This window comes from Streptomyces daliensis (assembly GCF_054782395.1).
This window is the reverse complement of the sequence record NZ_BAAGSO010000100.1, coordinates 110840-132848: the sequence shown is the minus strand read 5'-3', so window position 1 is coordinate 132848 and position 22009 is coordinate 110840. Positions and strand designations below refer to the sequence as shown.

At 72.0% G+C, this 22009-nt stretch carries 22 protein-coding genes; 8 read left to right on the top strand and 14 right to left on the bottom strand.

The features are described from left to right. Window positions 1-34: 34 nt before the first annotated feature. Window positions 35-1453: a carboxypeptidase regulatory-like domain-containing protein gene (locus tag ACYVOO_RS27405; protein ID WP_461018376.1), complete on the bottom strand. Its 1419-nt coding sequence runs from the start codon at window positions 1451-1453 to the stop codon at window positions 35-37. Between the two features lie 131 nt (window positions 1454-1584). On the opposite strand from ACYVOO_RS27405, the gene ACYVOO_RS27400 reads away from it, so the two are divergent. Continuing rightward, window positions 1585-2259 carry a TetR/AcrR family transcriptional regulator gene (locus ACYVOO_RS27400; protein ID WP_461018375.1) on the top strand — a complete coding sequence of 225 codons (675 nt, stop codon included), beginning with the start codon at window positions 1585-1587 and terminating at the stop codon, window positions 2257-2259. 56 nt (window positions 2260-2315) lie between these two features. On the opposite strand, the gene ACYVOO_RS27395 is transcribed toward ACYVOO_RS27400, so the two are convergent. The 3 genes from ACYVOO_RS27395 to ACYVOO_RS27385 form a co-directional block, all read right to left on the bottom strand. Continuing rightward, window positions 2316-3572, bottom strand: a complete 1257-nt coding sequence (locus tag ACYVOO_RS27395; protein ID WP_461018374.1) for a M24 family metallopeptidase — start codon at window positions 3570-3572, stop codon at window positions 2316-2318. Window positions 3573-3769: 197 nt separating this feature from the next. After that, entirely contained in the window at window positions 3770-3949 is a 180-nt protein-coding gene (locus tag ACYVOO_RS27390) for a DUF397 domain-containing protein (RefSeq protein WP_461018373.1), read from the bottom strand. Beyond that, window positions 3942-4709 (bottom strand): helix-turn-helix domain-containing protein, encoded by a 768-nt coding sequence (locus tag ACYVOO_RS27385; protein WP_461018372.1) that lies wholly within the window; start codon window positions 4707-4709, stop codon window positions 3942-3944. Before ACYVOO_RS27385 ends, ACYVOO_RS27390 begins: the two co-directional genes overlap by 8 nt. A gap of 155 nt (window positions 4710-4864) precedes the next feature. Between ACYVOO_RS27385 and ACYVOO_RS27380 the strand changes: the two genes are divergently transcribed. After that, on the top strand, window positions 4865-5188 hold the full coding sequence (locus ACYVOO_RS27380; RefSeq protein ID WP_461018371.1) for a hypothetical protein: 324 nt from the start codon (window positions 4865-4867) through the stop codon (window positions 5186-5188). Window positions 5189-5223: 35 nt separating this feature from the next. Here ACYVOO_RS27380 and ACYVOO_RS27375 read toward each other — a convergent pair whose 3' ends face one another. Continuing rightward, window positions 5224-6066, bottom strand: coding sequence for a response regulator (locus tag ACYVOO_RS27375; protein ID WP_461018370.1), 843 nt, complete (start codon window positions 6064-6066; stop codon window positions 5224-5226). A gap of 326 nt (window positions 6067-6392) precedes the next feature. Here ACYVOO_RS27375 and ACYVOO_RS27370 point away from each other — a divergent pair, with 326 nt between their 5' ends. After that, window positions 6393-8330 carry a GAF domain-containing sensor histidine kinase gene (locus ACYVOO_RS27370; RefSeq protein WP_461018391.1) on the top strand — a complete coding sequence of 646 codons (1938 nt, stop codon included), beginning with the start codon at window positions 6393-6395 and terminating at the stop codon, window positions 8328-8330. Window positions 8331-8363: 33 nt separating this feature from the next. Then, a complete protein-coding gene (locus tag ACYVOO_RS27365) occupies window positions 8364-9362 on the top strand; it encodes a MerR family transcriptional regulator (protein WP_461018369.1) in 999 nt (332 codons plus the stop codon). A 24-nt stretch (window positions 9363-9386) separates the two neighbouring features. Here ACYVOO_RS27365 and ACYVOO_RS27360 read toward each other — a convergent pair whose 3' ends face one another. Beyond that, window positions 9387-9824: a MarR family winged helix-turn-helix transcriptional regulator gene (locus ACYVOO_RS27360; RefSeq protein ID WP_461018368.1), complete on the bottom strand. Its 438-nt coding sequence runs from the start codon at window positions 9822-9824 to the stop codon at window positions 9387-9389. A gap of 116 nt (window positions 9825-9940) precedes the next feature. Between ACYVOO_RS27360 and ACYVOO_RS27355 the strand changes: the two genes are divergently transcribed. The 4 genes from ACYVOO_RS27355 (at window position 9941) to ACYVOO_RS27340 (ending at window position 13280) form a co-directional block, all read left to right on the top strand. Then, window positions 9941-10771, top strand: a complete 831-nt coding sequence (locus ACYVOO_RS27355; protein WP_461018367.1) for an SDR family NAD(P)-dependent oxidoreductase — start codon at window positions 9941-9943, stop codon at window positions 10769-10771. A gap of 117 nt (window positions 10772-10888) precedes the next feature. After that, window positions 10889-11407, top strand: coding sequence for a DUF1203 domain-containing protein (locus ACYVOO_RS27350; protein ID WP_461018366.1), 519 nt, complete (start codon window positions 10889-10891; stop codon window positions 11405-11407). A gap of 38 nt (window positions 11408-11445) precedes the next feature. Beyond that, a complete protein-coding gene (locus ACYVOO_RS27345) occupies window positions 11446-12129 on the top strand; it encodes a mycothiol-dependent nitroreductase Rv2466c family protein (RefSeq protein WP_461018365.1) in 684 nt (227 codons plus the stop codon). Window positions 12130-12206: 77 nt separating this feature from the next. Next, complete coding sequence (locus ACYVOO_RS27340; RefSeq protein WP_461018364.1) at window positions 12207-13280, top strand: sulfotransferase; 1074 nt, start codon at window positions 12207-12209, stop codon at window positions 13278-13280. Window positions 13281-13367: 87 nt separating this feature from the next. Here the strand turns inward: ACYVOO_RS27340 and ACYVOO_RS27335 are convergent, their stop codons facing one another. The 8 genes from ACYVOO_RS27335 to ACYVOO_RS27300 form a co-directional block, all read right to left on the bottom strand. After that, window positions 13368-13643: a DUF2087 domain-containing protein gene (locus ACYVOO_RS27335; RefSeq protein ID WP_461018363.1), complete on the bottom strand. Its 276-nt coding sequence runs from the start codon at window positions 13641-13643 to the stop codon at window positions 13368-13370. A gap of 203 nt (window positions 13644-13846) precedes the next feature. Beyond that, on the bottom strand, window positions 13847-14542 hold the full coding sequence (gene urtE, locus ACYVOO_RS27330; RefSeq protein ID WP_461018362.1) for an urea ABC transporter ATP-binding subunit UrtE: 696 nt from the start codon (window positions 14540-14542) through the stop codon (window positions 13847-13849). A 3-nt stretch (window positions 14543-14545) separates the two neighbouring features. Further along, a complete protein-coding gene (urtD, locus tag ACYVOO_RS27325) occupies window positions 14546-15385 on the bottom strand; it encodes an urea ABC transporter ATP-binding protein UrtD (RefSeq protein WP_461018361.1) in 840 nt (279 codons plus the stop codon). After that, the gene (gene urtC, locus ACYVOO_RS27320) at window positions 15382-16563 is read right to left on the bottom strand and encodes an urea ABC transporter permease subunit UrtC (RefSeq protein WP_461018360.1); all 1182 of its coding nucleotides are present in this window, start codon (window positions 16561-16563) and stop codon (window positions 15382-15384) included. Before urtC ends, urtD begins: the two co-directional genes overlap by 4 nt. Continuing rightward, complete coding sequence (urtB, locus tag ACYVOO_RS27315; RefSeq protein ID WP_461018359.1) at window positions 16560-17447, bottom strand: urea ABC transporter permease subunit UrtB; 888 nt, start codon at window positions 17445-17447, stop codon at window positions 16560-16562. Before urtB ends, urtC begins: the two co-directional genes overlap by 4 nt. A gap of 92 nt (window positions 17448-17539) precedes the next feature. Continuing rightward, complete coding sequence (gene urtA, locus ACYVOO_RS27310; protein ID WP_461018358.1) at window positions 17540-18835, bottom strand: urea ABC transporter substrate-binding protein; 1296 nt, start codon at window positions 18833-18835, stop codon at window positions 17540-17542. A gap of 196 nt (window positions 18836-19031) precedes the next feature. Further along, entirely contained in the window at window positions 19032-20153 is a 1122-nt protein-coding gene (locus tag ACYVOO_RS27305) for a DUF2330 domain-containing protein (protein WP_461018357.1), read from the bottom strand. Between the two features lie 50 nt (window positions 20154-20203). Beyond that, a complete protein-coding gene (locus ACYVOO_RS27300; RefSeq protein WP_461018356.1) occupies window positions 20204-21964 on the bottom strand; it encodes a hypothetical protein in 1761 nt (586 codons plus the stop codon). Window positions 21965-22009 lie beyond the last annotated feature (45 nt).

The following is a 22009-nucleotide window of genomic DNA, read 5'->3' as shown; positions in this document are numbered from 1 at the left end:
GCAGCACAGGAGTGGGCGGCTGCTTCTCAGACGGTCAGACGGAGACGGCCTGGACGGGGCGCCGCGCGCGGGGCTCCAGCTGGAAGTCCTGGCGCACGGGGTGCCCGTCGCGCACGAGCACGCGGGACACGGCGGCGAGCCGGTCGGGCGAGCTGGCGATCACGTTGACGACGCTCTCGGGGAGGCCCGTGGCGGCGTACTCGCCGTTGCCGTCGGTCATCGCGCGCACCAGCTCGCGGCCGTGCGTGCCGGTGACGGTGATGGCGACACCCTTGAGCGGCTGCCCCTGCGGGTCGGCGACGCACCCCGTGAGCATGGGCTCGGACTGGCCGATGCGGTGCTTGTGCGGGGGGAGGGCGCTGGGCTGCTGGAGCTCGAAGGTGGGGTCCTCCACCGGCGGCTCGGGCACCTCCTCCTCGTCCCCGGCCGACTCGCGGGCCAGCGCACGCCGCTCCCGCCACGCGCCGAGGGCGAGCAGCGCGGCGCCGACGACCACCCAGCAGCAGATCACCAGCACGGGGCGCACGACGTTCGTACCGTCGAAGTAGAACAGCCCGCGCAGCGCCTCGATGAGGTTGCCCATGGGCATGATCGGGTGCAGCGCGCGGAAGAAGCCGGGCACCATCTGGACGGGGATGGCGCCACCGCTGGACGGCATGCTCAGCAGCACGAACAGGCCCATGGCCACGCCGGGGAAGAACTGCTTGCAGAACGGGACAAGACCGTACGAGGTCTGCGCCACCGCCTGCGTCATCAGGAACAGGAACAGGATCGCCAGCGGCTTGTTCGGGATCACGTCCATCGAGAGGCCGACGAGGTAGGCGACGACGCTGATCACCGCGCCAGCCGCCGCGAGGGTGATGATCTTCTTGCGGCGCCCGAAGGTGGTGGCCCTCAGCAGCATCATCACCATCACGTACGACGGGATGGTGCAGGCGAGCACGAGGTAGAAGAGCCCGGTTCCCATGCCGTCGCCCGCGGCGGTCGGGGCGACGTCGTGCATGTGGAGGTGGCCGCCGCTCTGCTGCGCGACGGCGGTGAAGGTCTTCTGGAGCACGGACTCCAGCGAGTAGCCGTCGGCCTTGGCGACAAACAACTGCGGGTTGCCCGCGTCCGGTACGTATCCGGCGGTGGCGTCACGGTCGGTCACCGCGTCGCGCGCTGCGCCCGCGTCCGAGACCTGCACGATGTCGAAGGCGCCGGGGCTCTTCTGGTCCAGCGCCTCCTGGATCTGCACGGCGGCGTGCCCGGGGACCGCGACCTCGACGTGGTGCGGGGTCGGGTTGTGGAACGGCAGCAGATAGCAGACCAGGAATCCCGTGAAGAAGAAGGCCGGGAACCACAGCGTCGACGCCAGCGTACGCAGCGTCGCGCGCAGGTCCGACTTCTCCTCCGCTTCTCCCCCCGCTCCCGCTTCCGCGTTGGCCTGTGTTCCCGTCTGCTCTTCGGCCATGGACGTGGTCCGCCTCCTCGCCTCTCGCTGCGCACTGTCGCGTGATCCACGCCATATTGAATGGCATGGCCAATAATTAGCTACGCTAACAGAAACGTGCACGAGTGCAAAAATGCATTACTGTACGGAAGGTGGAGTCGAGAAGAACGGCGAGCGCCGAGGACCCTCCCCCGGCTGCGGACTCTCCCTCGTCAGGGCTGCGGGAGCGGAAGAAGCTGGAGACGCGGTCGGCACTGCGTGCCGCGGCCGTCGAGCTGTATCTGGACAAGGGGCCCTCGGCCGTCACGGTGCACGACATCTGCGAGGCGGCGGGCGTCTCCCCGCGCACGTTCTTCAACTACTTCGAGACCAAGGACGACGCGGTCTTCGACTGGGACCACCGGCTGACGCACCAGCTCGTCAAGGGCGTGCGGGACCGCCCGTCCGACGAACCCCCGCTCCCCGCGCTGCACCGGACCATCCACGACGCCGTGCCCGCGCTCGTGGCCGACCCCGGGTGGCACTCGCGCGGCGCCCTGCTGCGCCGGTACCCGGAGCTGATCCCGCGGCTGCTGCACAGCAACCGGCGCATGGAGGAGGCCGTCGCCTGCGCCGTCGCCGAGCGCACCGGGCTCCCCGAGGACGCCCGCTATCCGCGGCTCCTGGCGGGCGCGGGCCTCGCCGCGTTCCGTACGGCGATGCGCGCCTGGGACCCCGGCACGGGCGCCGACTCGCTCCTCGGTCTCGTCGACGAGTCCTTCGGCCTGCTCGCCGCGGGCCTGCCCGCACCGGAGCGGGACGCCGCCGAGCGGGACGGCGAGGCCTGACGGGGCACGACGGGTGCCGCGCGGACCCGTACCCGGAACCGGATCCCCTCAACAGGTCAGCGGGGTGTGCGCGTCAGCACCTCGCAGCCGTCGTCCGTGACCAGGGCCGTGTCGGAGAGCGCGTGGCGGCCCACGTGGGCGTCGAGCATCCAGGACTGGATGTGGAGGGTCATCCCGGCGCGCAGGACCATCGTGTTGCCGGGGCGCAGGGTGCGGCTGCCGCCCATCCAGCCGGGCGGGAAGCCGATGCCGACGAGGTAGCCGCAGTGGTGGCGCCGGTAGGTGCCGCCCACGGCGCGGTCCATGACGGAGCGCCAGGCGTGGAAGACCCCCTCGGCCGTCTCGCCGGGCCGCAGCGCCGCGCACAGCGCCGCCATCGCCTCGTGCGACGCCTCCGCCGCGCGCGCGTCGCGGGCCGCCGTGTCCTGGCCGAGGTGGCGCAGGCGGGCGAGCGGGGCGTGGTAGCGGCCGTAGGCGGCGGACAGTTCGAGGAAGACGGCGTCGTCCGGGCCGATACGGCGCGTCGACCACGTCAGATGCTCCTGGTCGAGCCGGTCCGTGGTGCGTACGAGCGGGGCGAAGGCGGGGAGGCCGCCGCCCGCGCGGAGCATCGCGTCGTGCACGGCGGCGGCCACCTCGTTCTCGCGGGCGCCCGCCGCGGCCGCGGCGAGTCCGGCTTCCATGGCGAGGTCGGAGAGGCGTGCGGCCGTGCGGATGTGCTCGGTCTCGCGCGGGGTGTGCACGGACCGGCACCCGGTGAGCAGCGGGCCGCAGTCGGCCCAGCCCATGCCCGACGGGCCGCGCTCCCGGAGCCGGTCCCAGACGGCGGGCGGCAGGCTGAGCGAGTCGGCCTGGTAGCCGAGCGTGCCGGGAAGGCCGGGAAGGCCGGGGTGGCCGGGCAGCGGTGCGAGGTCGCGGAGCGCGTCGAGCAGCACGTCGAGCAGCGCGTCGGCGGGGTCGGTGCCGTCGCCGTAGCCGACGTGCGCGCAGCCGTGTGTCTGCGCGGCGGCCGTCGGCGCCTCCATCTCCCGCTCCACCAGCACCGGCGTCCCCTCCAGCGGCAGCAGCAGTCCCGTGACGGCGAAGTGGCCCTGGTGGTCGAGGCCGCAGAGGTAGTGGACGTCCTCCGGCGCGGTGACGAGCAGGGCGCCGAAGCCGTCGCGTGCCATGGCGGCACGGACACCGGCGCGGCGCTCCGCGTACTCCTCGGCGGGGAAGGCGGGCGGCGCGGGCGCGGGGTGGTCCGGGTCCGCGCCCAGGTCCGCGCCCGGGGCCGGGTCCGGGGCCGGGTCCAGGGCGCTCCGCTCGGTCATGGCCGACTCCTCCTCGTGCGGGGACATGGTGCCTGGGGCTGGTGTGCCCGCGCCCGTACGTGTCCCCGCGCACGTGTCCCGTTACGCGCGGGCGCCCCGTGGCCCTCTTTACGGCAGCGAAAAAGCCGAAGTCGGCGGCAAAAAGCAAGGGCCCCAGCGGCGTGCTGCTGCCGGGACCCTAGGACGTACTCAAGCTCTTAGAGGTCCGCCAGGAATGCCGTCCAAGCGTCACGGCTCACGGCGACGGCCGGAACAGCGATGTCCTTGGAGTCACGAACGAGCACGGGCCCGGCCACCAGATTGGTAGCAGCCTCTACGCAGGCGTCGTTCTGCTGGCCGGAGTAGCTGGACTTAAGAAATTCGGGCTGTTCAGCCATTACGCTCCATCGCTTCCTTGATGAGGACTGTCGATGCCCCTGCCGGGAGGGCGGAGGATCGCAGCCGATCGTAGACCTCCTGTCTCACCGCCAGTTCCCCTGGTTCTGCCGTCGCCTGTCCCGTGGCGTAGCCCTCGCTGTACGCCAACCGCTGACCGTCCGGCATCGTGAGCAAGGACAGATAACCCGTGATCCCCGGGGCGGAGTTGGGCAGCACCTGCACCGTTACGTGCGGTTGTTCCTGGACGGCCAGCAGGTGGGCCAGTTGGCCTCGGGCCACGTCGGGGGCACCCATCTGCCGATACAGGGCCGCCTCGTCCAGTACCGCCCACATCCGGGGCGGGTCGTCCCTGCCCCAGATGCGCGCTTGTCGCTCCATACGAGCCCGGACAGCGCCTTCGACATCCGCCACCACACCAGCCCGCATCGACAGCCGCGCGTAATCCTCGGTCTGGAGTAGCCCAGGAACGTTGGTGGAGAACTCATGCATCACCGTGGCTTCGAGCTGCTTGCGCAGGAACTCGCGGGCGTAGTCCTTGACCTGCTGAACCTCCAACAGCTTCACGAGGTTCACCAGGTCATCACCCAGGTCGAGCACCTGGCCCAGCTTGCGGGCCAGATCCCTGGACGGCACTTCGTCGCCCAACTCGATCGCGCTGATCACGGAGTTGGAGCTGAACACCTTGGTCGCGAGTTCGCGCTGCGTCCAGCGATGGGAGACACGGGCGTCGCGCACCTTGCCGCCCAGGTACTCCTCCAAGCTGGCGGACGGCTCCAGCTCGCGGGGGCCTGGCATATGCCTCACTCATTCCTCGACGTCGCTCCGGAACCACATCACTTCTCAGAGTAACCCCCGCGCTGTGACCCTGGTCACTGAACCGAACTACCCCTTGACCTGCCAGGAGAAGAACCGCGGTGACCCCACCTCCGGAGCCCCCCTCCCAGCCGAAGAGCCCGCCGACTCCCGCGGTGAGCCGGATGCGCATGCGCGTCAGCCGCGACGGGGGAAAGACATGGGGGCCGACCCAGCACATCGAAGAGAGCCCGCCCGGCCCTGACACGCTGCCCGATAGCTGGTTCCAGCCCCGCCCCGAAATGCCGCCCTGCGAGTGCCCGCGCTGCCGGGTGCGGCCTGTGCGCTTAGATCTTCCGCTGAGCCGCGTCGAGGTCCTGGCCTACTGCTCGTCGCTCAGCGCGCTCGTCCTGGCCCTGCTGATCGGCATCAGCTCGGGCCGCTGAGCGGGGCGGGCAGGCGTGCGGCAGCAGGGCAGGGCTCACCCCTCCTCCGGGCCCGGCACGTCCGCGCGGTCGTGCGGCCCCTGCCCGTCCGCGCGTTCGCGCAGCCGCTCCGCGATCACCGCCGCCTGCACCCTGCGCCCCACCCCCAGCTTGGCCAGCAGCGAGGAGATGCGGTTCTTGACGGTCTTCTCCGCGAGGAAGAGCCGTTCCGCGATCTGACGGTTGGTCAGTCCCTCTCCGATGAGTTCGAGCACCTGCCGCTCACGGGGCGAGAGGTGGGCCAGTCCGGGCGGCCCCGGACGGCTGTGCGGGGCACGCAGCCGTTCCATCACGCGGGCCGTGGCACCAGGGTCGAGCATGGACTTGCCGCTCGCGACGGTGCGTATGGCCGACACCAGATCGGAGCCCTTGATCTGCTTGAGCACATAACCGGCGGCGCCCGCCATGATCGCGTCGAAGAGCGCCTCGTCGTCGTCGAAGGAGGTGAGCATCAGACAGGCGAGGTCCGGCATGCGGGCCCGCAGTTCCCGGCAGACCTCGATGCCCTCCTGGTCGCTTCCCTCGTCCATACCGCCCAGCCGGATGTCGAGCACGGCCACGTGCGGGCGCAGCGCGGGGGCGCGGACGAGTGCCTGGCGCGCGTCGGAGGCGTCGCCGACCACTTCGAGGTCCGGTTCGGCGCTGAGCATGTCGCGCAGACCGCGGCGCACCACCTCGTGGTCGTCGAGCAGGAAGACCCGGATAGGGAGCTGATGCTGATTCTGCTGCTGGTGCAGTTGCTGATGTTGTTGCTGGTACGGGCCGCCTCCCGCTGCGTTCCCCCCGGCGCCGCAGCCCTCCGGGGCTTCACCGCCGTTCCCCACGTCGCTGTGCGGCATGTCCCTCCTCAGATTCCCGGACCCGCTTTCCGCTGCCCCCACACCGGATCCGCTTCCGTCCGCCTTCGCTGTCGTCCGCTGTCGTCGCCGTCGTCCCGGAACCCGCTGGCTGCTCCACAGCCTTATGCCCTGAAAGGCCGTCGGTAAGGGGCCGTTCGGCCCCCGCGAGTGCGAGTAATCTGCTGTTCCGGGCGCCGCACTGGCGGCGCGACACGTCCCCCGGAGGTCGTATGGCGGATTCCGAGGACCAGGCGCGAGGTCAGGCACGGGACCGGGCCCCGGAGCACACTCCGGATCGCACCCCGGACCACGCCCCGGAGTACACGCTGGGGACCGGGCGCGAGAGCTGGCTCCCGCAGCTCCGGCTGGACCAGTTACTGGACGAGTTGCAGTCGCGGCTGGACGCCGCCCGTAAGACACAGGACCGGATGCACAGCCTGCTGGAGGCCGTGCTCAGCGTCGGCCGCGAACTCGACCTGGCGCAGGTGCTGGAGCGGATCGTGCGTGCCGCGATCGTCCTGACCGACGCGGAGTACGGCGCCGTGGGCGTGATCGGCGACGGGCGGCGGCTCTCCCGCTTCCTCCCCGTCGGCATCTCGGACGAGCTGGCCGCGCGCATCGGCCCCCTCCCCCAGGGCCACGGCATCCTCGGTGAGCTGATCCGCCACCCGGAGCCCCTGCGGCTCAACGACCTCGCCGAGCACCCGGCCAGCTACGGCTTCCCCGCGAACCACCCGCCGATGCGGACCTTCCTCGGGGTGCCGATCCGGGTCAGGGACGAGGTGTTCGGGAACCTGTATCTGACGGAGAAGCGCGGCGGCTCCCGCTTCGACACGGACGACGAGGCCGTCCTCACCACGCTGTCCGTCGCGGCCGGGGTCGCGATCGACAATGCCAGGCTCTACGCCGAGAGCCGCCGCCGCGAGGAGTGGGGCGCCGCGCTCGGCGAGATCACCCGCTCCCTGCTGAGCGGCGCCGACGCCAGCGACGTGCTGAGCCTCATCGCGCGGCGCGCCCTGGAGGTCGCCCAGGCGGACTCGGCGTGTGTCCTGGTGCCCGACCTGGGCGCCGACGTGCTGCGCGTGGACGTCGCCGTGGGCGAGCTGGCCGCCGAACTGTCAGGGCAGGCCGTCGAGTACGAGAACACCCTCGCGGGACTCGCCGCGCGCACCGGCAGACCCGCGGTCACCGCCGATCTGCGCTCCGACCCGCGCGCCCACGCCTTCCCCGGCCTGGAGGACGCGTACGGGCCGACCGTCGCCGTGCCGCTGCTGGCCGGGGAACGGGTGCAGGGCGCGCTGCGCCTGAGCCGCCTCGCGGAGCGCAGCCCCTTCGACGTGACGGAGGTCGGGCTGCTCTCGGACTTCGCGGGTCAGGCGGCGCTCGCGCTGGAACTGGCCCGGCACAGGGCGGAGTCGGAGCAGTTGGCGCTGCTGCACGACAGGGACCGCATCGCGCGCGATCTGCACGACCTCGCGATCCAGCGGCTGTTCGCCACCGGGATGACGCTCCAGAGCGCGGGCAGGCTGATCGACCACCCGGAGGCGTCCGAGCGGGTCGGGCGCGCGGTGGACGACCTCGACGAGACCATCAAGATCATCCGTTCCACCATCTTCGCGCTGCGCTCCTCCGGCGAGGAGGCGGCGGGCGGCGAGGTCGGCGGCAGCGCGCTGTCCGGTGGCGGTGCCGGTCTGCGGCGGCTGATGACGAAGGCCGTCGCCACCTCGGCGGAGGCGCTGGGCTTCACCCCCTCGCTGCGGATGGAGGGGCGGGTCGACACGGACATCCCCGAGGAGACGGCGGACCAGGTGCTGGCGGTGCTGGTGGAGGCCCTGAGCAACGTGGCCCGGCACGCGCACGCCCGTCGCGCCGATGTGACGCTGACGGTCGACGCGCACATCGTCCTCACCGTCACCGACGACGGTGTGGGCGTGGGCGAGAACGTGCCGCGCACGGGCGGCCTGGCCAACATGCGCTCGCGCGCCGAACTCCTCGGCGGCACGCTGGAGATCACTCCCGCGCGGCTGCCGGGCGAGCACATGGACGGTGCCATGGACAAACCCATGGACGAGCCCGCGGACGAGATCGCGGACGGCGGCCCGGACGGGGGCCCGGACGGGAGCCTGGACACGGTCCCGGTTCTCGCGCGGGCCACGGCGCCCGGCGGCGGGACGGGCCCACGGCCTGGCACCCGGATCGTGTGGCGCGTGCCACTGCTGTCGCCGGGGAACGGCGAGGAGAAAGGGGCGGGCGCCCTGACTTGAGTCTCCAGCGGCTGGAGACAGCAGGGTGGGGACATGGACGGTACGACCCTCTACGCGATCGGTGAACTCTCCCGGCGCACCGGCTTGTCCGTGCGGACGATCCGGTTCTGGTCCGACGCGGGCGTGGTCGTACCGGCCGGCCGAAATCCCGCCGGATACCGGCTCTACGACCATGCGGCGCTGCTCCGTCTGGAACTCGTCCGCACCCTGCGCGAACTGGGCATCGGCCTCGCCACGGTGCGACGGGTGCTGGACCGCGAGCTGTCGATGGCGGACGTCGCCGAGGCGCACGCCGCGGCCCTCGACACGCAGATCAGGACGCTGCGGCTGCGCCGGAGCGTGCTGCGGGTCGTCGCCGGATCCGGGTCAGACCCCGAGGAGACCCAGCTCATGCACCGACTCACCCAACTGTCAGCCGACGAACGCCAACGCCTGATCGACGATTTCGTGACGGACACGTTCGGCCCGGAGACCGCGCCGGGCCCGGAGAACCTGCCCGGCGCGGACGGTGGCGCGGGGGACGCGGACGGCGGCCGGGCCGCCGAGGCCATGGTGCGCGCCGCCGCTCCCGATCTCCCCGAGGACCCGTCCACCGAGCAGGTCGCCGCCTGGGTGGAACTCGCCGAGCTGGTCGGCGACCCGGACTTCCGTGCGCGCCTGCGCCGGGCCGCCGTCGAGCAGGCCACCGGGCGCGCGCCGGACATCGACACCGCCGCAGGCGCCGCGCTCATGGAGTACGCCCGCGAGCGGATCGCCGGGGCCCGCGCTGCGGGCGTCGATCCGCTCGACGACGAGGCCGCCCCCGTCGTCGACGACCTCGTGCCCCGGTTCGCCGAGGCCCTCGACCGCACCCCCGACGCGGAGTTCAGGGAGTGGCTGGCCCAGCGGTTCGCGCGCGCCCACGACCCGCGCGTGGAGCGGTACTGGCGGCTGGTGTGGGCCGTCAACGGCTGGCAGGAGGTGCCGCACCTCCTCCCCGTCCACCCCTGGCTCGCCGAGGCACTGGCCGGGAACCACGCGACGCGGCACTAGCGATCCGTCTTCGACCGGGTCATGTCACGCCGGGTCGGGCTCGCCCAGGGACTGGAGCGCCTTGTTCAGGAGGGCGGCGAGTTCGCGCAGCTCGTCGGGCTCCAGCCGGGCGAGCGGGCTCGTCCCCAGCGCCGCCTCGATGACCGCTTCGCGGACCCGGCGGCCGTCGTCGGTGAGGTTGACGACGCGTGAGCGCCGGTCGTGGGGATCGACGGTCCTCTCGACCAGCCCGCGTCCGGTGAGCTGCTTCATGACGAAGCTGAGGTTGGGCGCGTTGCAGAACACGCGCCGCGCGATCGTCTTCATCGACGGCGGCGCCTCGTCGGGATCGATCGCCCAGAGGGCCTGAGCGGTGGCATGGGTCAGCCCGTGCTCGGCCAATGCCGCCGTCAGCCGGTCGTTCGCCTGCATCACCGCCGTGTGATGGGCGAGCACTGCCGCTTCGAGGATGCTCCGCGCCATGGCACCGAGGATACATCTTTACTTCGATGCTCGAAGGAGTATGGTTCGAGCCTCGAAGCAAAATTCGGGGTGCCCGGCGACGGGCGCCCTCGGAATGGATCGGAAGGGAATCACTCATGCACGACTACACCGGGCAGACGGCCCTGGTCACCGGCGCGTCGAAGGGGCTGGGGGAAGCCTTCGCCCGCGAGCTGGCCGCACGCGGGGCGCACCTCGTCCTCGTGGCACGCTCCGCCGACGCGCTCGACAAGCTCGCCGAACAGTTGCGGTCGGCGTACGGCGTCCGGATCGACGTGATCGCCGCGGACCTGACGGACCGGCGGTCGCCGCAGGTGGTCGCCGACACGCTCCAGGAGCGGGAGCTGACCGTGGACCTGCTGGTCAACAACGCGGGCATGGGCGCGGTGGGGCCCTTCTTGAGCCGCCCTTACGAGCCCAACGCGCGATCGGTCGACCTGAATGTGACCGCTCTGATGGGACTGGTGCACCACATCGGGCGGAGCATGCTCGCTCGCGGTCGCGGCGGCATCATCAACGTCTCCTCGACCGCGGCTTTCCAGCCCCTGCCGTATCAGGCCGGCTACAGCGCCACGAAGGCTTTCGTGCTCTCCTTCACCGAGGCACTCGCCGAGGAGCTGCGCGGTACCGGTGTCCGGGTGATGGCGACCCACCCCGGTGCCACGGACACCGGATTCTTCGACGGGACGACGGCCGTCATGAACCCGAAGGCCGTCGCCCCGGACCGCGTCGCCGCCAGGACTCTCGACGATTTCGCGCGGGGCCGGTCGACCTCGTTCCCCGGCCGTGCCTCCGACCGCGTCCTCACCCTCGTGCCCCGGCTGCTGCCCCGGTCGCTGACCGCTCGGATAGCAGGCGTCTACAACCGCAGAACCGGCCACGACCGCGTGGCCGACCGCCACGCTGCCCCGGCCCCGCAGGGCTCCTGACTCAGCCCCCGCGCGGGGCGAAGACGTCCAGCGCGACGTCGGCCGGCGCGGGCACGCGCCAACGTGACGTCCATTTCCCGCCAGCGGACACACGGGCGTCGACCGAGCATGGGGCTCATGCTCAAGTACACCGTGCTCCCCGTCGACGCAGCCGCTCTCGGGCAACTACGGGTCACCGACGACGCGGGACAGCCCTGCGCCCCGTACATCGCGACCGGCGACGATGCGGGATCCCCGCTGCGCTGCTGCCTCCGCCCCATCACGCCCGGCGAGCGGATCGCCCTCGTCTCGTACGCGCCGCTGCGTCGCTGGGCCGCCTCGAAGGGGGCGGATCCGGGCGCGTACGACGAACAGGGTCCCGTCTTCATCCACGCCGACGACTGCGGCGGGTTCACCCCCGGCGAGGACTACCCCTTCGCCCGGCCGGGCGCCCTGCGCACCGTGCGCCGCTACAGCACCCGGGGCCGTATCGCGGGTGGCCGCCTTCTGGAGATCCCGGCCGACGCCACGGCAGGCTTCGACGCGGCCTTCGACGAGGCGTTCGCCGACCCGGGCGTGGTGCTCGCGCATGTCCGGGCAGTGGAATACGGGTGCTTCCACTTCGAGGTGCGACGGCCCTCCGCCGAGGAGTCGTAGCCACCGGGCCGGTCGAACCGTTCGTCTAGTCTCGGCCCATGGCGCAGCGACAGCACGAACCGGCCGGCCGCCCGGCGGAGCCCCGCGAGGGCGCGTACGTCGCGGACTTCTGGTTCGATCCCGCGTGCCCGTACACCTGGATCACCTCGCGCTGGCTCCTGGAGGTGGCCACGGTGCGGCCCGTCTCGGTGCGGTGGCGGGTGATGAGCCTGTCGGTGCTCAATGAGCACCTGGACGAGGATCCCGAGGGCGACCCTGACGGCTATCTGTGGATGCCCGTACGGGTCTGCGCCGCCGTGGAGGAGGAGTTCGGGCACGAGGCGCTCGGCCGCTTCTACACCGCGCTCGGCACCCGCCTCCACCTGGGCGGGGACTGGGACTGGCGCACCCTGTTCCCCTCCTCGCTGGCCGCTGCGGGGCTGCCGGAGCGGCTGGCGGAGGCGGGCGGTTCGACGGCGTACGACGCGGCGGTGCGCGCCTCGCACGAGGCGGGGACCGGCCTCGTCGGCGAGGACGTCGGCACCCCGGTGATCGCCGTGCGCCCCGCCGACGGCGGTGTTGACGGCGGCGGGGCGACGACGGCCTTCTTCGGCCCGTGCGTCTCCCCCACCCCGCGCGGCGAGGCGGCCGGACGGCTGTGGGACGGGGTGCTGCTGATGGCGGGGGTCGCGGGCTTCTACGAGTTCAAGCGGGCACCGGCCGAGCCGGACTTCACGGTGTGAGGGTGAGCGGGAGGGCACCCGCACAGGCTCCCGCGCACCCGCGCGTACGGGTACCTCGTCGCGGGCAGTAAGCGGGCGTGTCCACACAGCAGAGACAGCAGAAGCACAGACAGCAGAACCTGACCTTCATCGTCGGCACCGGCCGCAGCGGCTCGACGACCCTGTCCCGGATCGTCAATCTGCACCCCGGCGTCCTGAGCCTGAACGAGCTGTTCGCCTCCGTCATGGCGCCCCGCGTCCTGAGTGAAGAGCCGCTCGACGGCGCCGAGTTCTGGTCGCACGTCGCGGGCCCGACACCCGTCTTCGACAGGATGATCCGCAGCGGCGTGCCCCTGCCCGAGTTCCTGTACCCGCGCCTCCCCTCGACCCGCTACAGCGCCGAGACCACGGGCATCCCCGCGATCCTCCTGATGACGCTCCCCCACCTGAGCGACGACCCCGACGGGCTGCTGGACACGCTCACGCCCACCGTCGAGAGCTGGCCCGTACGGGAGCCCGCCGCGCACTGGGAGGCACTGTTCGCGACCCTGGCCGAGCTGACAGGCCGCACCGGCGCGACCGTCGAGCGCTCCGGCTACTCCCTCGGCCATGTGCCCGTCCTGCGCACCCTCTTCCCCCACGCCCGCTTCGTGCACCTGTACCGCGACGGGCCCGACTGCGCCCTGTCCATGAGCCGCCACTCCGGCTACCGCCTGATCCGGTCGCTGTACGAGATGGCGGAGCTGTGCGGCCTGGAGTCGCCGGGCGAGCTGACGGAGGAGCACATCGCGCTCCTGCCGCCCGAGTTGGCCGCGCTGCTGGCCGAGCGCTTCGAACCGGGGGTGCTGATGGACCGGCCCGTGCCCGTCGAGCGGTTCGGCGAGCTGTGGTCGCGGCTCATCGAGGAGGGAGTACGGGATCTGGCGGCGCTGCCCGAGTCCGTACGGACCACGCTCGCGTACGAGGACCTGCTCGACGACCCGCACGGCGAACTCACCCGGCTGGCCGCCTTCATCGGCGTGAAGCCGCTCCCGGAGTGGCTGGACGAGGGCAGCGCCCTGCTCGACGGCGGCGGCAGACGCGGCTCCGCCGCCCGGAACCTGTCACCCGGCGAACTGGCCGCACTGCGCGAGGTCTGCGCACCCGGCGAACGGGCGCTGGGAAGGCGGTAACCGAACACGAAGGCCCGCGCGGCGCTCGACGTATGCCTCCGCCCGGCTGTCCCGTCGGCCACCAGGACACGCCGGGCCGGGGTCGCTTCACCCGGCCCGGCGGTAGCTTCCCCCGTCTCTGGTCCGGGCCAGCAGGCCCGCCTCGACCAGATAGCGGCGCAGCGCCGAGCAGTCCTCGTGCACCGTCCGCAGCGCCTCGTTGACCTCCGGCTCGCTGTACGCGCGGTCCCGCTCGAAGAGCGTCTGCGCGAGGTGTACGAGCAGCTGCTCGCGGCGGGCCGCCTTCCGCGGGATCGCGGTCAGCCGGCCGTGCGAGAAGAGGGCGGCCACCCCCGTGGCGCCGCCGGGCGCGTTCTGGGACATGCGCCGAGCCTCGCGCACGCGCGCGCGGCCTCGCAACGTGTTTTCGCCGTGCCTCCGTCGACGCGGGACTCACGCCTCGCCGCACAGGGGTGCCCTCGGCGATCCCGAAGTCCCGCACCTCGGGCGGGCCCTCGTAGCCGTTGGCGTCGACGACGTGTGGGGTGGGCTCGCGCCGGGATCCTGGCGGTAGGCGGCGGGCGGCGTCACACCGCCAGTGCCTCCCGTACCGCCGACTCCGCCTCCCCGTCGCCCGCGCCCTGCGAGGTGATGCGGCCCGCCTCCAGGACGTGGTAGTGGTCGGCGGCGCGCAGGGCGAAGTCGATGTGCTGTTCGACGAGCAGGACCGAGAGGCCGCCGCGCGCGCTCAGGGTGAGGACGGTCTGCTGGATCTCGGCGACGACGGAGGGCTGGATGCCCTCCGTCGGCTCGTCGAGCAGCAGCAGCCGGGGGCGGGTGATCAGGGCGCGGGCCAGGGCGAGTTGCTGGCGCTGGCCGCCGGAGAGGAGCCCGGCACGGCGGGTCATCAGCTCGCGCAGCGCGGGGAACAGGTCGAGCGCGTCGGCCGTCGCCTCGCGTGCGCCGGAGGGCTGTCCGTCGGCCACGAGCCGGAGGTTCTCGCGCACGGTGAGGTGCGGGAAGCTCTGCTGGCCCTGCGGTACGTACGCCATGCCGCGCCGCACCCGGCGGTGCGCGGGCAGCCGCGTGATGTCCTCGCCGTCGAGGCGGACGGTGCCGCCGCGCGGACGTAGCAGGCCCGTCGCGGCGCGCAGCAGGGTGGACTTGCCCGCGCCGTTGTGGCCGAGGACGGTGACGACGCCCTCGTCGGGGACGGTGAGCGAGACGCCGTGCAGGACCGTGGTGCGGTCGTATCCGGCCGTCAGGTTGTCGATCTCCAGCACCGGTCAGACCTCCTGGGCCACGGGCGCCGACGCGCCCTCGGACGACGCGGAGGCCGCGGACGGCGAAGCTGGCGCCTCGTGGCCGAGGTAGACCTCCTGGACGCGGGGGTCGGCCCGTACCTCGGCCACCGTCCCCTCGCTCAGTACGGCGCCCGCGTGCAGCACGGTCACGCTGCGCGCGAAGGAGCGCAGGAAGTCCATGTCGTGCTCGATGACCACGACGGTGTGTTCCTCCGCGACCTCTTCCAGCAGTCGCCCCGTCGCCTCGCGCTCGTCGTGGCTCATGCCCGCGACGGGCTCGTCGAGCAGCAGGAGCCGCACGTCCTGCACCAGCAGCATGCCGATCTCCAGCCACTGCTTCTGGCCGTGCGCGAGGGTTCCGGCGGGCTTGTCGCGGTGCGCCGTGAGGCCCGTGGTCTCCAGGGCACGTTCGACGCTCTCGGGTACGGTCGCGCGCTGCCGCAGCAGGGTGGCGATGCCGCGTCCCGCGCCCGCCGCGATGTCGAGGTTCTGGAGCACGGTCAGCTCCTCGAAGACGGCCGCCGTCTGGAAGGTGCGCCCGATGCCCGCGCGGGCGATCTTCTGGACGCTGCTGCCGAGGAGTTCGCGGCCGTCGAAGCGGACCGAGCCCGTGGCCCTGGCCAGGCCCGTCACCGCGTCGACGAGGGTGGTCTTGCCCGCTCCGTTGGGCCCGATGAGGAAGCGGAGGTCTCCGGCGCCGACGGTCAGATCGACCCCGTCGACCGCCGTGAACCCGTCGAACGTGACCCGCAGGCCCCGCACCTCCAGGCTGCCGGACTGTTCGCTGCCCGACGGCTCGCTTCCGGTTCCGGTCATGGTCATACCGCTGCCTCCTTGCCGGTGTGCTGGACGGATGCGGGTTCGGATGCGGATGCGGGTTCAGGTGCCCGGGGCGGCTCCGCCGGGCCGCGCGGGCGCCCTCCCCGTGCGCGCCGCCGCAGCACCGCGCCCAGCGACACGAGCCCGCCGGGCAGAAACGCGACGACGGTGATGAACAGCAGGGCCTGCGCGTACGTCCACGCCGCCGGGAACTCCTCGGACAGCGCGCTCCTGGCCCACGCCACGGCGACGGCGCCGATCACCGCGCCCAGCATGCTGGCCCGGCCGCCGATCGCGGCGCCGATGACGAACTCGATGGAGGGCACGATCCCGATCAGCGCCGGGGAGATGATGCCGACGGCGGGCACGAACAGCGCCCCGGCCAGTCCTGCCATCCCGGCCGCCGCGACATAGGCGACGAGCTTGACGTTGGCCGGGTCGTAGCCGAGGAAGCGCACCCGCTCCTCCGAGTCGCGGACGGCGACGAGGAGTTCGCCGTAGCGGGAGAGGAAGAGCTGACGGACCAGGGCCATCAGGGCGAGCAGCACGGCGGCGGTGAGGAAGTAGACCATCCGCATGTTGGCCGGGTCGCTCAGGTCGTAGCCGAAGAAGCCCTGGATGTCGGTGAGGCCGTTGGTGCCGCCCGTCGAGAGCTGCTGCCCGATCAGCCACAGCGCGAAGGCGGCGGTGAGCGCCTGGCTGAGGATCGCGAAGTACGCGCCCCGCACCCGCCGTCGGAAGACGAGCAGCCCGATCAGCGCGGCAGCCGCCATCGGCACGACGAACACGGCGGCGACGGCGAAGACGGGGCTGCGGAAAGGCTCCCACCACCAGGGCAGTTCGGTGCCGGTGCCGTAGAGGCTCATGAAGTCGGGCAGGTTGCCGGGGCCCGCGTCGGCGAGCTTCAGATGCATGGCCATGGCGTAGCCGCCGAGGCCGAAGAAGAGGCCCTGGCCGAGGGTGAGCATGCCGCCCCTGCCCCAGGCCAGGCTGATGCCGAGCGCGACGATGGCGACGCACAGGTACTTGGCCAGCAGCCCGAGCCGGAACTCGGACAGCGCGAGCGGCGCCACCGCGAACAGGGCCACGGCGCCGAGCGCGAAGCCGAGGGGCGCGCGCAGGCGGACGAGTCGTCGGTCGTTCGGGCGAGGCGTCATACGGGGCTTCATGCGAGGCGTCATGCGAGGCTCCGGCTGCGAAGGGTGTAGAGGCCCTGGGGCCGCCACTGGAGGAAGGCGACCACGACGACCAGCACCAGCACCTTGGCGATGCTGACGGTGGTGGAGTATTCGAAGGCGGCCTGGAAGAGGCCGAGGACGAAGGCGGTGATGACGCTGCCCTTGAGCTGCCCCAGACCGCCGACGACCACGACGAGGAACGCGTCGATGATGATGTTGGTCCCCATCGCGGGCCCGATCGGCCCGACGAGCGTCAGCGCCACGCCCGCGACGCCCGCGAGCCCGGAGCCGATGAAGAAGGTGGTCCGGTCCACCCGTGCCGTCGGAATCCCGGACGCCTCCGCCAGTTCCCTGTGCTGCACGACGGCCCGGATGCGCCGCCCCAGCGAGGTGTGCCGCAGGGTGAGGGTGAGCGCGGCGATGGCGGTGAGCGCGAGGGCGAGGATGAACAGGCGGCTGTTGGGCAGCGACAGGTCACCGGCCACCGTCGTCGCGCCGGTGAACCACTCGGGCGCGGTGGTCGAGACGTTGGGGGCACCGAAGAGGTCGCGGGCCAGCTGCTGGAGCAGCAGCGAGACGCCCCAGGTGACGAGGAGGGTATCGAGGGGGCGGGCGTAGAGCCTGCGGATCAGCAGCGCCTCCAGCAGTGCGCCCATGGTCCCGGCGACGACGAAGGCGGCGGGCAGCGCGAGCAGCAGCGGCAGCCCGGCGCCGCCCATGGCCTGCTGGATCACGTACGTGGTGTAGGCACCGGCCATGATGAACTCGCCGTGCGCCATGTTGATGACGCCCATCTGCCCGAAGGTCAGCGAGAGGCCGAGGGCGATGAGGAGGAGGACGGCGCCGATGCTGACGCCGGTGAAGGACTGGGTGAGGAGAACGGTCACGGAGCGGCTCCGTACGGGGAGGGTGGCGGGGAGACGGTCGCCCAGGGCGGGTCGGATGACGGGCCGTCAGGAGCGGCCGTCGCGAGGTGCCGTCAGGAGAGGCCGTCGGCCCAGGCGTCGCGCTTCAGATACGGGTCGGGCCTGATCGGCCCGTCCGAGTTCCAGACCTCGCGGATCAGCCCGTCGGAGCCGATACGGCCCACGCGCGCGGTCTTGTAGAGGTGCTGGGTGTCGCCGTCGATCTCGACCCGGCCCTCGGGCGCCTCGTACGTCACCCCGTCGGCGGCCTTCCGCACCTTCTCGACGTCGAAGGAACCGGCCTTCTCCACCATGGCCTTCCACAGGTGGACGGAGGTGTAGGCGGCCTCCATGGGGTCGGAGGTGGGCTTGTCCTTCCCGTAGCGCGCCTTGTACGCCTTCACGAAGCCGTCGTTCTGCGCGCCCTTGGTGGTCTGGTAGTAGTTCCAGGAGGTGAGCTGGCCCTCCAGGTACTGCGGGCCGATCCCCTTGACCTCCTCCTCCGCGAGCGAGACGGAGACGACGGGCATCTTCGCGGGGGTCAGCCGCGCCGACTTGTACTCCTTGAAGAAGGCCACGTTGCTGTCGCCGTTCAGGGTGTTGAAGACGGCGTCGGCCTTGGACGCCTTGACCTTGTTGGCGATGGTGCTGAACTCCGTGGAGCCCAGGGGCGCGTAGTCCTCGCCGAGGATCTTCATGCCGTGCGCCTTCGCGTAGGCGCGGATGACCTTGTTGGCGGTGCGCGGGAAGACGTAGTCGCTGCCGACCAGGTACAGGGACTTCTTGCCCTGCTGCCGCAGATAGTCCAGCGCGGGGACGATCTGCTGGTTGGTGGTGGCGCCGGAGTAGAAGATGTACGGGGACTGCTCCATGCCCTCGTACTGCACCGGGTAGAAGAGCAGCGAGCGGTTGCGCTCGAAGACCGGCTTGACGGCCTTGCGGCTCGCGGAGGTCCAGCAGCCGAAGACGGCGGCGACGCGGTCCTTCTTGATGAGCTTCTGCGACTTCTCCGCGAACGTCGGCCAGTCCGAGGCCCCGTCCTCGCTGACCGGCACGATCTTGCGCCCGAGGACGCCGCCGTCGGCGTTGATCTCGTCCACGGCGAGCCGGAGCGCGTCGCGGACGGTGACCTCGCTGATGGCCATCGTGCCGGAGAGGGAGTTGAGCAGGCCGACCTTGACCCTGTCCTCGCCGACGTCCACGAGGGCCCCGCTTCCGGCCCGCGCCCGCTGTCCGTCCGGCCCCGCGGCTCGCGGGTCACCGACCTTCGCGCCGCAGGCGGTGAGGGAGGCGACGAGGGCGACGGTCAGGGTGCACGCGGCGAGTGCCGTGGGCGCCGGGCGGCGGCCGGGGCCGCGGGCTCTGGGCATCGAGTCCTCCTTGGCATGGGCTCGACACAGCTTCAAAGGGGGCTGTTTCCCTGGCGTTTCGCGGCCATTAAGAGCCGCGGAGTCTTGTCCGGGGCATGTTTCCGTCCGCACACGCGGGGTCCGGGTCCGCCTCGTCACCACCGGTACGGACCCGGCACGGGCCCGGCGCGGCAGCCCCGTCCTGCACCCGTGCTGTCTACGATCGCGCGCGCTCGCGCCGTACCAGCAGCGTCGTCCCGGCCGCCAGCACCACCAGCGCCCCGCCCACCGTGACCAGCCACGCGGGCATCCCGCCCCAGCGCAGCAGCGTGCCCTCGTAGCGCACCCGCTGGAACTCCTCGTCCGACGATGCCCGCGCGAGCACATGGTCGCCGATGATCTGCTGGGGACGCGGGAAGAACTGCTCGACGGCGGTCACATACGTCTCCCCGCCCGCCAGCTTCCGCACAGCCCCCGGCTGCTCCCCCGCCGTCAGCCGCTTCGCGTACGTCACCTCGGGCCGCTCGCCCCCGATCGCGCTCCGGGGCTCCATGCGGTGCGGGGCCAGCACGTACAGGCCCAGCGACTGCGGCTGCGTGGCCGCGCGGGACAGCCGCATGGGGTAGACGAGGGTGTCGGAGGCGAAGGTGAGGTGCAGCGGGTCGAGGGTGCCGCCGAGGGCCGCGCCCTCCCCCGTCTCTTCAGGCGCGAGCTTGACGGCGACGTACTCCCACTCGCGCTCGACGTACGGCTCCAGTTCGGTGCTCAGCCGCTCCGGCAGCGCGAAACCGTTCTTCTTCAGCCACCCGCTGAGCGCGTCCGGGTCGGTCGCGGTCAACCGTGCCACGTCGAAGGGGCCCAGCCGTTCGCGTCCCACGACGTCGACGGGCGGCGCGGTGGCGGAGGGTGGCGGCGCTCCGGCCATGTCGGACGACGAGTCGAAGGGCCAGTCGCCGTCCCTCGGCCAGAAGTACGTGCGTTCCCTGGGTACGGGCTCGGCCAGCGCCTCCAGCTCGTCGAAGAGCTTCCTGTCACCGAGCTTCACGTCCGCCCTGCTCGGCACGGGCATGATCCAGGCCGCCTCCGGCGCGTCGCCGCTGACGGTGAGGCTCATCACGATCTGCTCGGTGCGCCCGTCCCACCGCACGGCGGACACCTCGCGGTCCACCGCGATACGCGACCGCGCCGAGGGCACCATCCCGCCGCACCCGCACGCGTACGCGGGCCACGCCACGAACCCCAACTGCGCCGCGACCACCAGCACCACGACCCACAGCGCCCGCCGACGCCCCACCAGTGCGCCCACAGCGCGACTCCCCCGTATGCCCGCCTTGATCATGTCCCTGCCGTAGACGACGGCGGGGACGCGCCGGTTCCGTCACGCCGTCGTCACCCGCGCACCGTCCGCCACAGCGCGCCGGGCGCCCCCCAGCCCCACACGACCGCGAGCAGCACCCCGAAGAACCCGGCCAGCGCCCGGTCACCCGTCACCAGGAGCTGGAGCCCGGCCAGCAGCGCGAGTGGACAGCCGGCCACCACGAAGAACAGCGCCCGCGCACGCCGCACCTGCCCCGTCCCGTGGTCGAGCCATGCCGCCGACTCCGCGCGGTCCCAGCGCCGCCAGGCCGCGCCCGCCGCGAGGTGGAGACACACCAGCGCTCCCAGCAGCAGGGGCAGCGGCGCCACCGCGTTCGTGGGCGGCGTGACGGTGCCCCACAGCGCGAGCAGCGCGCTCAGCCGGGTCCGCGCCCGCCACCCCGTACGCCGTGTCCGGCGCGCCCAGCCCCGCTCCAGCAGCCGTGGGTAGTCGGCCACCGTGCGCGTCAGCCACAGCGGCGTCAGAGAGCAGACGAGGTCGAGCAACGGCAGCATGACCTGCTCGGTGTTCCGCTGGTACGTCGTGTGGTCCGTCAGCGGGGACCTGTGGTTCCGGACCTCGAAGGAGGCGACGTTCGCCCGCTCCGGCTGAAGGGTCCAGGGCCGTTCCTCCACAGGGAGCAGGGGCCCGTGCGGCACGGGGTCGGCGGATGCGTAGACGTCCAGCCATTCGAGCCGCTCGCCCTGCCCGGGAAGGGGCAGTTGCTCGTCGATCGACCGCTGGAGACGGCGGTAGTACCGCAGCGGCAGGAAGGCGGAGGCCAGGAAGAATCCGTAGGCCGCGATGGTCGCCAGCGCCGCCTGGACACCACCCGGCGTCCAGGCGCCCAGCAGGATCATGCCGAGCACGGGCGGCGCCGCCCACAGCGGCCCGACGTGTCGCACCACGGCCGACACGCCGTCGTCACCGACCGCCCGCAGCACGGTCAGTTTGTCCAGCCCCGCGCCGAGCGTGACGAACGAGAGAACACGCTCCGAGGGCAGGGGCTCACGCCGCAACGCCGCGTGCGCGACGGCCGCGCCCTGCGAGTGCGCCACGACGACGATGTTCGACGCGACCGCGTCCAGCGTGCGCAGTTCCTCCCGCACCTGGTCCACCATCCGCTCGAAGGACTCCGGCACGTCGACAAAGGCCAGGCTGTCACCGACCGTGGCGACCAACAGGTACTGCACACGCTGGATCACCCGCCGCAGCAGCGGTACGGAGGCCAGCGGAATCAGCAGCAGAAAGAGAACCTGCACGACGAGCGCCACGGCCACCATCAGCGCCGGATAGAACACGCGTCGCCACAGGAACACCGGGAGCCACAGGTAGAGGACCCCGAGGAGGCTGTTGTACAGGGCCGAGGCAACGGGCACGTTCCGTGCGGGCCGGGGCACGATCTTGTAGCGCAGCGCGTGCCGATAGAGGGTCTGCGGCCCGGCCAGCGCGAGCCAGCGGGCGAGTTGCCCGTACGAGGGGGCGGAGAAACTCTTGGCCCACCAGGCTTCGCTGAGCAACCACATGGCGGAGACGTCTCCCTGACGGAGCGCCACCCCGATCCTGCCTCCAGGATCCAGCCGCGCATCGGCGACCAACACCCCGGTCCCGTCCACCAGTTGCCTCAGCGTTCCGAGCAGCGGGCCGGAGAACGACTCCAGGGTGTCGCCCTGCCCCTGGTCACCGATGCCGTGCACGAACAGCACCGCGACGTCAGCGCGCTTGGCCACCCGTACGCCCCCCGTCGCCGAACACTCCCGTACCGGTACGCCCGCGAGCGTACCGGCCCTCAACTGGAAAGGCTCGTGAGCACTCGGTCACGCTGGGTGACTTGCACG

What these genes read in the sequence shown, in the direction of transcription:
- ACYVOO_RS27405 (WP_461018376.1), bottom strand. Translation starts at nt 1,453, where the DNA reads ATGGCCGAAGAGCAGACGGGAACACAGGCCAACGCGGAAGCGGGAGCG.
- ACYVOO_RS27395 (WP_461018374.1), bottom strand. Translation starts at nt 3,572, where the DNA reads ATGACCGAGCGGAGCGCCCTGGACCCGGCCCCGGACCCGGCCCCGGGC.
- ACYVOO_RS27390 (WP_461018373.1), bottom strand. Translation starts at nt 3,949, where the DNA reads ATGGCTGAACAGCCCGAATTTCTTAAGTCCAGCTACTCCGGCCAGCAG.
- ACYVOO_RS27375 (WP_461018370.1), bottom strand. Translation starts at nt 6,066, where the DNA reads ATGCCGCACAGCGACGTGGGGAACGGCGGTGAAGCCCCGGAGGGCTGC.
- ACYVOO_RS27365 (WP_461018369.1), top strand. Translation starts at nt 8,364, where the DNA reads ATGGACGGTACGACCCTCTACGCGATCGGTGAACTCTCCCGGCGCACC.
- ACYVOO_RS27360 (WP_461018368.1), bottom strand. Translation starts at nt 9,824, where the DNA reads ATGGCGCGGAGCATCCTCGAAGCGGCAGTGCTCGCCCATCACACGGCG.
- ACYVOO_RS27355 (WP_461018367.1), top strand. Translation starts at nt 9,941, where the DNA reads ATGCACGACTACACCGGGCAGACGGCCCTGGTCACCGGCGCGTCGAAG.
- ACYVOO_RS27350 (WP_461018366.1), top strand. Translation starts at nt 10,889, where the DNA reads ATGCTCAAGTACACCGTGCTCCCCGTCGACGCAGCCGCTCTCGGGCAA.
- ACYVOO_RS27345 (WP_461018365.1), top strand. Translation starts at nt 11,446, where the DNA reads ATGGCGCAGCGACAGCACGAACCGGCCGGCCGCCCGGCGGAGCCCCGC.
- ACYVOO_RS27335 (WP_461018363.1), bottom strand. Translation starts at nt 13,643, where the DNA reads ATGTCCCAGAACGCGCCCGGCGGCGCCACGGGGGTGGCCGCCCTCTTC.
- urtD (WP_461018361.1), bottom strand. Translation starts at nt 15,385, where the DNA reads ATGACCATGACCGGAACCGGAAGCGAGCCGTCGGGCAGCGAACAGTCC.
- urtC (WP_461018360.1), bottom strand. Translation starts at nt 16,563, where the DNA reads ATGACGCCTCGCATGAAGCCCCGTATGACGCCTCGCCCGAACGACCGA.
- urtA (WP_461018358.1), bottom strand. Translation starts at nt 18,835, where the DNA reads ATGCCCAGAGCCCGCGGCCCCGGCCGCCGCCCGGCGCCCACGGCACTC.
- ACYVOO_RS27305 (WP_461018357.1), bottom strand. Translation starts at nt 20,153, where the DNA reads ATGATCAAGGCGGGCATACGGGGGAGTCGCGCTGTGGGCGCACTGGTG.